8 protein-coding genes and 3 pseudogenes are annotated in these 11182 nt (G+C 63.1%); 9 read left to right on the forward strand and 2 right to left on the reverse strand.

Features of this window, described 5'->3' with window-relative positions:
- Nucleotides 1–77 precede the first annotated feature (77 nt).
- Nucleotides 78–483: pseudogene (locus tag Mspo_RS18815) on the forward strand (3'-5' exonuclease); the annotation flags it as partial.
- Nucleotides 484–684: 201 nt separating this feature from the next.
- On the opposite strand, the gene Mspo_RS18820 reads toward Mspo_RS18815, so the two are convergent.
- Nucleotides 685–1224, reverse strand: coding sequence for a TetR/AcrR family transcriptional regulator (locus Mspo_RS18820; protein ID WP_159732727.1), 540 nt, complete (start codon nt 1222–1224; stop codon nt 685–687).
- A gap of 165 nt (nt 1225–1389) precedes the next feature.
- Here Mspo_RS18820 and Mspo_RS18825 point away from each other — a divergent pair, with 165 nt between their 5' ends.
- From Mspo_RS18825 to tnpB, 5 genes are all read left to right on the forward strand, one after another.
- Nucleotides 1390–1806: a copper uptake system-associated protein gene (locus tag Mspo_RS18825; protein WP_159732730.1), complete on the forward strand. Its 417-nt coding sequence runs from the start codon at nt 1390–1392 to the stop codon at nt 1804–1806.
- A 266-nt stretch (nt 1807–2072) separates the two neighbouring features.
- The gene (locus Mspo_RS18830) at nt 2073–2855 is read left to right on the forward strand and encodes a hypothetical protein (RefSeq protein WP_159732733.1); all 783 of its coding nucleotides are present in this window, start codon (nt 2073–2075) and stop codon (nt 2853–2855) included.
- Complete coding sequence (locus Mspo_RS18835; protein ID WP_159732736.1) at nt 2852–3265, forward strand: hypothetical protein; 414 nt, start codon at nt 2852–2854, stop codon at nt 3263–3265. The genes Mspo_RS18830 and Mspo_RS18835 overlap by 4 nt, the downstream gene beginning before the upstream one ends.
- Nucleotides 3266–3341: 76 nt before the next feature.
- Nucleotides 3342–5621, forward strand: a complete 2280-nt coding sequence (locus tag Mspo_RS18840; protein ID WP_159732739.1) for a TonB-dependent receptor — start codon at nt 3342–3344, stop codon at nt 5619–5621.
- Between the two features lie 555 nt (nt 5622–6176).
- A complete protein-coding gene (gene tnpB / locus Mspo_RS18845; protein WP_256366382.1) occupies nt 6177–6881 on the forward strand; it encodes an IS66 family insertion sequence element accessory protein TnpB in 705 nt (234 codons plus the stop codon).
- A gap of 364 nt (nt 6882–7245) precedes the next feature.
- Here tnpB and Mspo_RS18850 read toward each other — a convergent pair whose 3' ends face one another.
- Nucleotides 7246–8241 (reverse strand): recombinase family protein, encoded by a 996-nt coding sequence (locus tag Mspo_RS18850; protein ID WP_159732745.1) that lies wholly within the window; start codon nt 8239–8241, stop codon nt 7246–7248.
- A gap of 397 nt (nt 8242–8638) precedes the next feature.
- Between Mspo_RS18850 and Mspo_RS18855 the strand changes: the two are divergent.
- From Mspo_RS18855 to Mspo_RS18860, 3 genes and pseudogenes are all read left to right on the forward strand, one after another.
- Nucleotides 8639–9975 (forward strand): annotated as a pseudogene (locus Mspo_RS18855) (IS66 family transposase); the annotation flags it as partial.
- The gene (locus Mspo_RS20365; protein WP_368854818.1) at nt 9973–10209 is read left to right on the forward strand and encodes a transposase domain-containing protein; all 237 of its coding nucleotides are present in this window, start codon (nt 9973–9975) and stop codon (nt 10207–10209) included. The pseudogene Mspo_RS18855 and the gene Mspo_RS20365, both read left to right, overlap by 3 nt.
- 14 nt (nt 10210–10223) lie before the next feature.
- Nucleotides 10224–10954: pseudogene (locus tag Mspo_RS18860) on the forward strand (IS1380 family transposase); the annotation flags it as partial.
- Nucleotides 10955–11182 lie beyond the last annotated feature (228 nt).

An 11182-nucleotide genomic window follows, 5' to 3' on the forward strand; every position in this document is an offset into this window, starting at 1 on the left:
AAACCTTCGTCGTTCTGGCGTCGATCCAGATCGCAATCAGGCGGCTCGCGCGATAGTTGTCTTTTGAGTCAGGTTCTAAGGGCCAGGAGTGGCGTTCGGTCTTCGTGCTTCACACCGTCGACGGCTGCATCCCCTCCGATCTCGCGACGGGCGCGGCAGCCGAGATAGAGGAGGAACGCCGGCTGCTCTATGTCGCGATGGCGCGAGCGAAGGACAGTCTGCGCTTGGTGACGCTGCAGCGATTCTTCATCCATGGCCAGCCGGCGCGGGGCGACCGGCATGTTTATGCCGCGCACGCGCTTCATTTCGGCGGAGATGCTGCGGTATTTCGATTGCGTGAGTTGGCCGGCCGCAGCGGCCGTGGGCGAGCGTCTCGCCGGCGGTGGGCTGCGGGTCGATGTGCGGGTGAAGATGCAGGGATGTAGCAATGAACAGTGCACCCGACGAGCTGTGGGTGAAGTGCGTCGTCCGTTCGGCCTCTGACGGCAATCACGGGTCGACTACGCGCGATCCATTCGTGAATGAAGCTCGGTTCCGGGAATGACGTGGACCAAAGGGAGCCAGAATATGTCGGTCCCTTGAATCGCCGCTTCTGACGCGCCCCTCCCGTTCGCGAACGTGGAAGAGTGATTCAGAGCCATTCGAACACGAGAGCCGACCTTCAGAAAAATTGATGCCGAATGTTCAAGCTGTATGATTCGCGCGGCGCAGCCCGAATTCGGCAGCGAGTCGCTCCAATTCGCCCCTGTCGATCTCCGCGAGGCCCGGCTCGAGCAGCGCTCGCAGGCCGAGCCCGCGCAGCCGATCGACAAAGCCCGCCGCGGCGGGATCACCCGCCTCTCGCCCGAAATAGGCGGCGACGCGGCTTGTCAACCCCTGCGCATGGGCGGCGAGGATCGGACGTAGCTCCTCCTCCTCGCTCGCCCCCAGCACAATGGCGAGAAAGAAGCGCATCCGTCCGCGACCGAGCATCAGTTTGCGCAGCGCCTCGAGCATATCCTCCCCCTCCCCGCCGGCGGCGTCGCGCTCGGCGCGACCGTGGGAGGCCTGCAGAAGGGCGACGAAGAGATCCGCCTTGCGCGGAAAATAATAAGTGAGATGCGATTGCCGCACGCCTGCGGCCTTGGCGACGCGCGGCTGGGTGAGCGCTTCGACGCCGTCTTTTTCGACGATGTCGAGCGCCGCATTCAATATTCGCTGTCTGACGCTGATTTCGGCGGTCACTTCACATCTTTCCGGGCAACGCGGCTCCCTACCAAAAACGCGCTCGGCTGGGCAATGCGCCCCTCGCCCCAGCCATCTTTCGCCTGGTGTCGACTTTCGTCGCGCTTACCAAATGTAATTTGGTAATATACCAATAATTTCTGACGGTCGGAATGGGGAAGCATGATGAGATTTTTTTCACGAAGCGGATCGAGCGCGGCGCTTTTTTGTCTCGTCGTCGGCGCCGGCGCCGACGTCGCGGGCGGCAATGAGGATGAAGCGGCGGTGAAGCATCTAATTAAGCAGACATTTGACTGTCCCGACTCGCCGCTCGCTGTCGAGCCGATTGTCGTCGACGGAGACATCGCCATCGCCGATCGGGCCCAGGGCGGGCAGGGCGGCCGCGCGCTGCTGCGCCGCAATTACGGCAAATGGGAAATTTCGCTCTGCGCCGGCGAAGCGCTCGCGGCCTCGCGGGCGACGGCCGAGCGCCGGCTCTCCCCCGCTTTGCCCGAGCGAATGTCACGCTTCGACGGGGTCGTCGCGGTGGACAGCGCCGGCGGCCACACGCCGCTCGACCCCCACCATCGCCCGATTCCTTGATATGCCGCTGACCAGACGCGCGCTGATCACGAATTGCGAGCCTCATCGCTACCAACGCGGCCGCCCCCGGCCTCGCCGGAACCGCGCGGGAGTTCGGCGTTCACGCCGTCGAGGAGAGCGGCGCGGGCGATCCCGTACTCCTGATTCCGGGCCTCGCCTGCAGCGCGTGAGCGCTGGACGAGATCGCGCGGCGTCTTTCTTCCCGTTTCTCGATCCATGCGCTGACGCTGCCGGGCTTCGACGGCCGCCCACCGATCGAAGCGTCAATGATCGCGCGCGTGTCCTCCGATATCGCCTATGTGGCGGAGCGCCGCCTGGAGCGGCCGATCCTCATCCGGCCACAGCCTCGGCACCTTCATCGCGCTGCAGACCGCCGCCGCGCATCTGGAGCGTTCGGCGGCCTGGTCACTCTGGACGGCTATCCCGTCTCCGCGCTGACCGACGCCGAGCCGCGAGCGCGCGGCGCCGCGGCGCAGCGCCTCGCTGAACAATTTTCCGCTGGCGTCGGCACAATCCGGCGCGATTTTCAAGCGACGCTGCGCGGCTTTCTCGCCGCGCGCATGAACGATCCTTGGCAGGCGGAGCGTTTCGCCGAGCGCGCGGCGCGCAGCGATCCGACGGCGATCGCCGATTTTGTCGTCGAAATGCTCTCGGCCGATCGGCGCTCGGAACTCTCGCGACTCGCCGCGTCCCTGCTCGCTCTGGCGGCGACCGACTCTTATCTTTCGGGCCGCGCCGAAGACGATATCCGCGCCTTCTATGCCGGCCTGCTCGCCGATGCGCCGACGCCCACCGTCGCGCCATTGCGCGGCGCTCGCCATTTCGTTGCGGTGGAACAGCCGGATGTCGCGACCGCCGCGATCGAATCCTTCGCGGCGGGATTGCGCCTCGGACATTGCCGAGTGTGTCCCGCAGGTCACAGTCCTCGGAAATCTCGCGATCTAGTCCGGACCAATCGCCGCCTCGGCTTGCGTTGCATAACTTGGTCAGTTACCAGGAAACCGAAAGCAGAATCGCATTCGGGTTTGCTCGGCGCGAGAGGCGGATGATCCAGGCGAGGCGGACGACCAAAACCGAGAGACATGCGTCGCCGCGCCCTTCGCGCGCCTTCGCCGCGCTGCTCGCTGTCCTGCCGCTGTTGTTGCAATTGCTGTTCGTCGCCGCGCCATTCTCTCTCGCGGCGCCGCGCGCAGAATCCGCGGTTGCCATCTCCGCGCCCGGTTGCGCGACGCAGGATCATCGCCCCGCGCCGGCCGGCGAAGGCTCTCATTCGCATTGCTGCCTGTTCTGCGAATGGAGCGCGCGCGACGGATATGCGGTCATCGGTTCGGTCGTCGTCGCAGCGCTCCACGCGGACGCCTTCTCCACGCCGATCCGAGCCGCCCCCGATCGACCGCGACATGCGCCGATCGGCTGGATGACGTCCTGGTCATCACGCGCGCCGCCCCGCTTCTCCTGACCGAAACGACGAGCGCAGCGAAAGCCGCGCACTGCTTCCGCTTCGAACGGCTCGACGCCGTCTCAGGGGATATTCCATGTATCGCACGTTTCTCTCGCGCGGCGTTGCCGCCGGCGCGCTTCTTCTCGCTGCTCCCGCCGCCTTCGCGCAATCGGCGCTGCCGCCGATCGACATCGGCTCCGACTCGCGCTCCGCCAACGCTGCGCCCCAGAACGGCTCGCTGACCGTTCCCTCGGTCGCGGAGCAAAAGCGCCGCGTCGAGCAGAATGTCGGCTCGGTCGCTTTCGTCGACGCCGCCTCGCCGGAAATGCAGACGCGCCATATCGCCGATCTGCGCGACGCGCTGAAGGACGTTCCGGGCGTCTTCGTCGACACGCGCTATGGGCAGGAGTTGCGCCTCTCCATGCGCGGCTCGAACCTCACGCGCGATTATCATCTACGCGGCTTCGAGCTGCTGCAGGACGGCATACCGATGAACTATGCCGATGGCGGCGGCGATTTCTACGAGATCGACCCGAAATATTTCCGCTCGATCGAGGTCTATAAGGGCGGCAACGCGCTCTCCTTCGGCTCCTCGACATTGGGCGGCGCGATAAATTTCGTGTCACCCACGGCGCGCACAGCGCTTGCGCCCAGTATTCTCGCGATCGACGGCGGCAGCTTCGGCTCGATTCGCGGACAGGCGCAAGTCTCGCGCGTTATCGGCGACCTCGATTTCCTCGTCAACGGAACCTTCTCGCATTCGGACGGCTTCCGCGCCCATTCGCAATCCGACTATGTGCAGATCAACGGCAATGTCGGCTATCGCTTCTCCAACAACATGGAGACGCGCTTCTATTTCGGGGTCTATGACACCAATCAGCAACTGCCCGGCACGCTGACGCTGAACGATGCTCGCACAAATCCGACGCTCGCGACTCTGCCCTATGTCGCCGGCTTCGGCGCGGACGGCTTCGGCGCCGATCAGCAGCGCAATGTCCGCAACCAGCGCATCTCCAACAAGACGACGTTCGAGACCGATGTAGGCCGCATCGACGTCGACAGCTGGTTCATCCACAATTACCTTTATCATCCGATCTTCGTCGTCATCGAGCAGGAAGGCGAGAGCTGGGGCTTCGCTCCGAAGCTGACGACGAAATTTGAGATCGCCGGCCACAGAAACGAGCTGACCGTCGGCGGACGCGTCTGGGGCGGTGGCTCCACCGATAATTGGTTCTCCAATTACAATGGTGCGAAATTCAATCCCTATGGCGCGATACCGGCCAATTTCGCCAATGCGGCCTTTTCCTTTCCGCCCTATTCCTTTAACGGGCTCGCGCAATTCGGCGCCGCCGGCTCCTGCTTCGGCTTCTGCGGCGTCTTCATCAACCCGGGGCTCGATGCGCAGATTCGCAACAACCGCATGGCCGCGCTCAATCTCGAAGCCTATTTCGATGATCGATTCTATATCGCGCCGCCGCTCGCTCTGATGTTCGGCGCGAAAATCTTCAGTGACGATCGGCGCTATTCCGTACTCGGCGGCATTCCCTATGAGCCGCTCGCGAACCACACGGAGAAGAATTATCGAGGGATCGTTCCCAAGGTGGGGCTGATGTTCCAGCCGACGCCGGAGATCCAATTCTTCGCCGATTTTACCGGCAGCCGCGACGTTCCCGATTTCATCGATCTGACGCAGGGCTTCTTCCCGCCGGCGCCGGGCGCCGCCTTCACGCCGCTCGCGTCGCAAAAGGCCTGGACTGGCGAGATCGGCTCGCGCGGCAAATGGGATCGCTTCTCCTGGGACGTGACTTTCTATCATTCCGAGCTGCGGGACGAGCTGCTCAAATTCAGCACGAACCCTGGTGCGGGCGTTCCCGCGACAACCTTCAACGCCAAGCGCACGATGCATCAGGGTGTCGAGCTAGCCGCCGGCGTCGATTTGTGGCGCGATATCACCGCGCCGGACGATTTGTTGAAGCTCTCGCAGATATGGACCTGGAGCGACTTCCGCTTCGTCGGCGACGCCAATTACGGAAATAATCCGCTGGCCGGCGTTCCGCGCCATGTGCTGCGCACCACGCTCTCCTACCTCCGGCCCGATGGGCTCTATATCGCACCCTCGCTCGATTGGGTTCCGGAAGGGTCTTACGTCGATTATATGCACACACTGCAGACACCCGGCTATGTGCTGATCGGCGTTCAGGCGGGCATGAAGCTGCCCTATGGGCTCACCTTCTACATAGACGCGCGCAATCTCGCCGATCGCCATTACATCAGCGATGTGACGACGGTCATCGACGCGCGCGCATCCAATCCGGCGGCTTTCTATCCGGGCTATGGCCGGGCGGTCTACGCCGGGATGAAATGGGCATTCTGACATTTCATTGACGGAACGATTCAGGCCGCGCGCCGGCTCTGGATCGCTTCGCCGCTTACGCGCCTCGCGAGGACGTAAGCAGCCGTCATCGTGAACGAAGCAATTCAAAGGCGCGGCCCCGAACTGCCGGCGGCTCTCATCGCTTTCGCCATGCGCTATTTTCATCTCTAGGAACGCGGCGTTGCCGTGCTCGGCTCGATCTCGGCGGAATTCCCTATCCGACGCTTTGCGGAGATCGCGCTCGCCGATATCTCGCATATCGTCGGTCTCGCCATTCCTTCCCGTTTGGGACGGCGAACGGGAAACAATGTCGAGTTGCCCGGGGGAATTTCACCCCGGGCGTTCCCAGAACCATGTATGAACCTCTCGACTCACGTGGCTCCCGATGTTCGGCCGTTTGCCACGACATAGCGGCCAGTGGGCGAAGAGTTCAGGGTTACCCCGACGTAGCCGGTCGAACCAATCTCGCGCCCCTTGGTAAGCGTCGTTTTGATCCTACATTCCGATTTTTCGCTTGATTTGCGAGGCTTTGGTCTCTGATAAGGAGATCGGCTTGTGCATACGCATGATGATAAGCTCGAACCGAAAGCGGTCCGGCGGCTCGAGTTGATCACAGGGACCGGGCGGCGGCGAGCATGGTCGCGCGCGGAGAAAGCGCGCATGGTCGAAGAGACGCTGGCTCCCGACGCCGTTGTTTCGCACATTGCTCGCCGGCATGGAGTGACGCCGCAGCAGCTATTCGGTTGGCGGCGCGAGGCGCGGCGGCAGGCGGGCGCAGACGGGCCTGAACGTCCCTCTGCTCGCGCGCGTCGTCGTCGATGCGGCGAACGCGAGCGCCATGGCGAACGATCATGCGATGATCGAGATCGTCATAGGCGCGGCGCTGGTTCGTGTTCCGCCGAATGCGGACGCCGCGACCTTGAAGATGGCCTTGCGCATCTTGAAGGCCGTGTCATGATCGTCCCGGCGAGCAATGTGAAAGTCTTGATCGCGACGAAGCCCGTAGACTTCCGAAAGGGGATGGACGGTCTTTCGGCGATCGTGAAGGAAACGCTTTTGCACGATCCTCACGGCGGCGTGATCTATGTGTTTCGCGCGAAGCGGGCCGATAGATTGAAGCTGCTGTTCTGGGATGGCACGGGTCTCGTGCTGGTCACGAAGCGTCTGGAGCATTGCTCCTTTCGATGGCCGACGATTTCGGACGGCGTGATGCGTTTGTCACCGGGGCAGCTCTCCGCGTTGCTCGAACCCCTTTGGTGATGCCCCTGGTTTTCATGCTGACCCTCCGATGAGATCGACCTTCGTCACGACGTGACTGCGAAGCTGTCGGATAGACCTCATCGCTTCAGCGGTATCGGGAAACAAGTATCGTCCCGATGCTTCCTTCCGGGTAATGAGCGTTCCGCGGCTGAGATGGGTCTGGAACCATTTCCTCGGAACGCCGAGTCTCTCCACGATCTCGGAAAGCGTGAGGTAGTTTTCGACCTTTCGCCACCGGCCCCGCGGCTTGGCTGTCTTGATTCCATGATGAAGACGAATGCTGCGCACCGTGCTTTGCAGAACTTCGTTCGTTCGGCCCGGGGAGCGGTGGCCCTCGCTCGTCAGGATGCGAGCTATCTCATCGTCATAAGAGCCGGCTGTCGCAAGTTCGCAGACGCGTTGTTCCATCTGTTCGTGACGCGGAAGCGCTTGCACGATTGTCGCGCAGCATCGACTGGATCTGCTCAAAGGTTCGCCAGCTGACGTAGGCCGGATACTTGTCCTTCACCAGAATCTTCCAATCCGTCCCCGACGGGCGAGAGCGCTTTATTCGCCCACCGGACAGCGCGGCTGGAAGTTGCTTCGAACGACCACGGACGAAGGCGCCGGCATAGGCCGGATTTTTCAACATGCTTGTCACATTCGCAAGAGTCGGACGTTGCCATCGGATATCTCCGTTTCGGTCGCGTCGAGGCAGAGTAAGTCCCCGCGCCGCCAATGTCCGCCCGACCTTTGCGGCCGTGCGCACCGAAAGGAAGCATTCGAACACCAGCGTAATCCTCTCCTGCACTTCTCGGTTCGGATCCTTGACGACGGCCCCGCTGGCGTCCCGTATCAGCCCCGCAGGGAGCATCTGCTCCAACTCACCCCGTTGAGCTTTCGCTAGGAGGCCGGCCGTCAGCCGCCCGCGGATCGTGTGCAACTCGAGCTCGGAGATCGTGCCCTTGAGGCCGAGAAGCAATCGGCCGTTCGGCGTGCCCGGATCGTAGACGCCATCGCGGTCGGCGATCAGACATTCGCGATGACCGCAAACATCGAGCAGCGGATACCAATCCGAGTAGTTGCGCGCGAGGCGCGTCACCTCGATCGAGAGGATTATGCCGATTTCCCCAAGCGTCACCCGTGCAACGAGGTCCTTGAATCCAGCTCGGTGCGCCGCCGCGGCGCCGCTCAGACCGAGGTCGCAGTCGATAACCTCGATATCAGGCTCGCGCCATCCGAGTTCGTGCGCTCGTTGTCGCAGCCCATATTGAAGGCGCAGGCTTTCCTGATTGTTGAGCACTTGGTTCGGCGTCGACTGCCGCACATAGACGATCGCTCTGCGTTCGAGATGGCCCGCTCTGACGAGTTCCGATCCCATGGCTCATCTCCCGCAGGACGACAGAGAGATCGTCGACGACTGATCTTCGGATTGCCGCCGGCAATCCGCGCCAGACGTCCCGAGGCTCGACGGGCATTCGCCCTCGCTTCCTTCGGCGGTTGCGACCAAGTCCTCCAGCGCTTCCACGCTGAGCTTTGTGGCCCTGGCGCCTCGCTCCTCCTGCGGCCGCAGACTCGTTACGCTCACTGGCAAAAGGAGCGTGAGACCGAATCGCCATTCTACTGGTGCACACAACCCGGTGCACGGCTCCTTGACTACAGAGGCGAAGATGAAACGCCGACCGTACAAAGGGTGTCGAGGGTCGACGACGTCGATCTCCGCCGGCCCGGACGCGTTATCGTCATTGCCCGGGGCGCCAACATGCGCCTTCGCTTCCATGCGCTTCGTGAGCTTCGCCGATTCTCTTCCGACAGATCCTGACGCTTTGCACGCTCTGCTTCTCGCGGAGCGGGAAAAGCATGCCGGGGAGATCGCGGCGGCGGATCAGAACATCGCGTGCTTGACCGCCATCATCGAGGAATTGCAGCGCCATCGCTTCGGCGCCCGCTCGGAGAAGATCGACGCCGATCAGCTCGCCTTGATGCTCGAGGACGCAGAGCAGACGCTGGCTGCGGCAACGGCGGAGGCTGAGAAGAAGCAGACCGGCGAGCAGAAGGAAGCGCGACGCAAGCGCCGGATCAATCGCGGCGCGCTTCCCGCGCATTTGCCCCGTGAAGAGATCGTCGTCGACATCGGCGACAAGAGCTGTCCCTGCTGCAAGGGATTGCGGCATGTGATCGGCGAAGACGTGTCCGAGCGGCTCGACGTGACGCCAGCGCGCTTCAAGGTCATCGTCACACGCCGTCCTAAATACGCCTGCCGGAGCTGCGAGGGCGAGGTCGTGCAGGCGCAGGCGCAAGAGCGACTGATCGAGGGCGGCGTTCCGACGGAGGCGCTCGTCGCCCATGTCGTCATCTCCAAATACGCCGATCATCTTCCGCTGTATCAACAGGCGCAGATTTACGCGCGACAGGGCGTCGATCTCGATCGCTCGACGCTCGCCGATTGGGTCGGCCGCGCCGCCTTTGAGCTGCGGCCCGTGCATGAGCGCCTGCTCGAAACACTGAAGAGCTCGATGCGGCTTTTCGCTGACGAAACGCCGGCGCCGGTGCTCGATCCTGGTCGAGGACGAACCAAGATCGGCCAATTCTGGGCCTATGCCCGCGACGATCGGCCTTGGAACGGACCCGAGCCGCCCGGCGTCGCTTACATCTATGCGCCGGACCGCAAGCACGAACGGCCCGCCGCTCATCTCACCGGCTTCGAAGGCCTGTTGCAGGTCGACGGCTACGGCGCCTATGAGGCTTTGGCGAGAGGCGGCAATGTCACGCTCGCCTTTTGTTGGGCGCATGTGCGCCGTCGCTTCTTCGAAATCCAGGCGGCGACGCCCGCGCCGATCGCCGCAGAGATGCTCGCGCGCATCGGCGCTCTCTATGATATCGAGCGCGACATTCACAGCAAGAGCGCCGAAGCTCGCAAGAGCGCCCGCCAGGCCCGCGCCAAGACGATCATCGCGGCGATGAAGCCGTGGCTGGAGGCCAGACCGGCGACGATCTCGGGCAAATCCACGCTCGCCGTCGCCATTCGCTATGCCTTGTCGCGATGGACGGGCTTGTCCTCTTCCTCGACGACGGCCGCGTCGATATCGACTCCAACGCCGTCGAACGCACCATGCGCCCGATTGGGCTCGGGCGTAAAAATCATCTTTTTGCAGGTTCAGACGGCGGAGCCGAGCATTGGGCCGTTCTCGCTTCACTCGTCGAGACGTGCAAGAGAAATGAAATCGATCCGCAGGCCTATCTCGCCGACGTCCTCTCAAAGATCGTCGATCGTCACCCCATGAGCCGCATCGACGAGCTTCTGCCCTTCGCCTACATCAAGAAAATGCCCGAAGAGGCCGTGGCCTGAAAACGACGCTTACGTCCGGCGTCGAGGTGAGAGCGCATCTGCGCCGGCTGACCCGACATATCCGCAAATCTTGGCCGACCACTCGCATCCTGTTTCGCGGCGATGGGCACTATGCGCGGCCCGAGGCGATGGCCTGGTGTGAAGATCACGGCGTCGATTACGTCTTCGGCCTTCCCGGAACCAAGCCGCTGTCCAAGAAAGTCGACGAGACGGCGGACGCTGTCCGCGTCGAGCGCGCCCTCGATGACAAGGACGTCGTGCGCGGCTATGCCGAGACGCGCCATCGCGCCAAGTCCTGGGACAGGGAACGGCGCGCGATCGCATCGAAGCGACGCGGCTCGGCCTCGATATCCGCTTTGTCGTCACCAATCTCCCATATGGCGCGCCGCAATGGCTCTACGACAGTCTCTACTGCGCGCGCGGACAGGCGGAGAACCTCATCAAGCTTCACAAGACGCAGCTTTGCTCCGACCGAACCTCGTGTCGTTCGGCGCTCGCCAATCAGGTTCGCCTCGTCCTGCACACCGCCGCCTATTGGCTGATGCTCGGCGTCCGCGACGCCATTCCGGCTCCGCGCGATCTGGCGAAAGCCGAGTTCTCGACGCTGCGCCTGCGGCTGCTGAAGATCGCCGCCCGCGTGATCGAGACCGCGAGCCGCGTGCGCCTCGCTTTCGCCGCCGCCTGTCCCGAGGCCGACCTTTTCTGTTCCTTGCCGGCGGCCCTGCTCATGCCCGGCGGGCCGTGAACGATGGGGGCGTCATGCCCCGCTGGTCTCTCATATCCCTCCAACGCGTCCCAGAAAGTGCGGTCCTCGAAGCGGTGAAAAAGCCGAACGCCCCCGTGCGGCCCGCGAGCCGCACGGCCCGACGACGCATCATCACGAATAAGAACGGCTAAGAACCTGACTCAAAAGACAACTATCGCGCGAGCCGCCTGATTGCGATCTGGATCGACGCCAGAACGACGAAGGTTT

The organism is Methylosinus sp. Ce-a6, from assembly GCF_009811655.1.
Classification (GTDB): Bacteria; Pseudomonadota; Alphaproteobacteria; order Rhizobiales; family Beijerinckiaceae; genus Methylosinus.

Excerpts from the sequence above, each read along its gene's own strand:
- Mspo_RS18850 (WP_159732745.1), bottom strand. The coding sequence starts at position 8,241 with ATGGGATCGGAACTCGTCAGAGCGGGCCATCTCGAACGCAGAGCGATC.
- Mspo_RS18830 (WP_159732733.1), top strand. The coding sequence starts at position 2,073 with ATGATCGCGCGCGTGTCCTCCGATATCGCCTATGTGGCGGAGCGCCGC.
- Mspo_RS18840 (WP_159732739.1), top strand. The coding sequence starts at position 3,342 with ATGTATCGCACGTTTCTCTCGCGCGGCGTTGCCGCCGGCGCGCTTCTT.
- Mspo_RS18825 (WP_159732730.1), top strand. The coding sequence starts at position 1,390 with ATGAGATTTTTTTCACGAAGCGGATCGAGCGCGGCGCTTTTTTGTCTC.
- Mspo_RS18835 (WP_159732736.1), top strand. The coding sequence starts at position 2,852 with ATGATCCAGGCGAGGCGGACGACCAAAACCGAGAGACATGCGTCGCCG.
- Mspo_RS20365 (WP_368854818.1), top strand. The coding sequence starts at position 9,973 with ATGCGCCCGATTGGGCTCGGGCGTAAAAATCATCTTTTTGCAGGTTCA.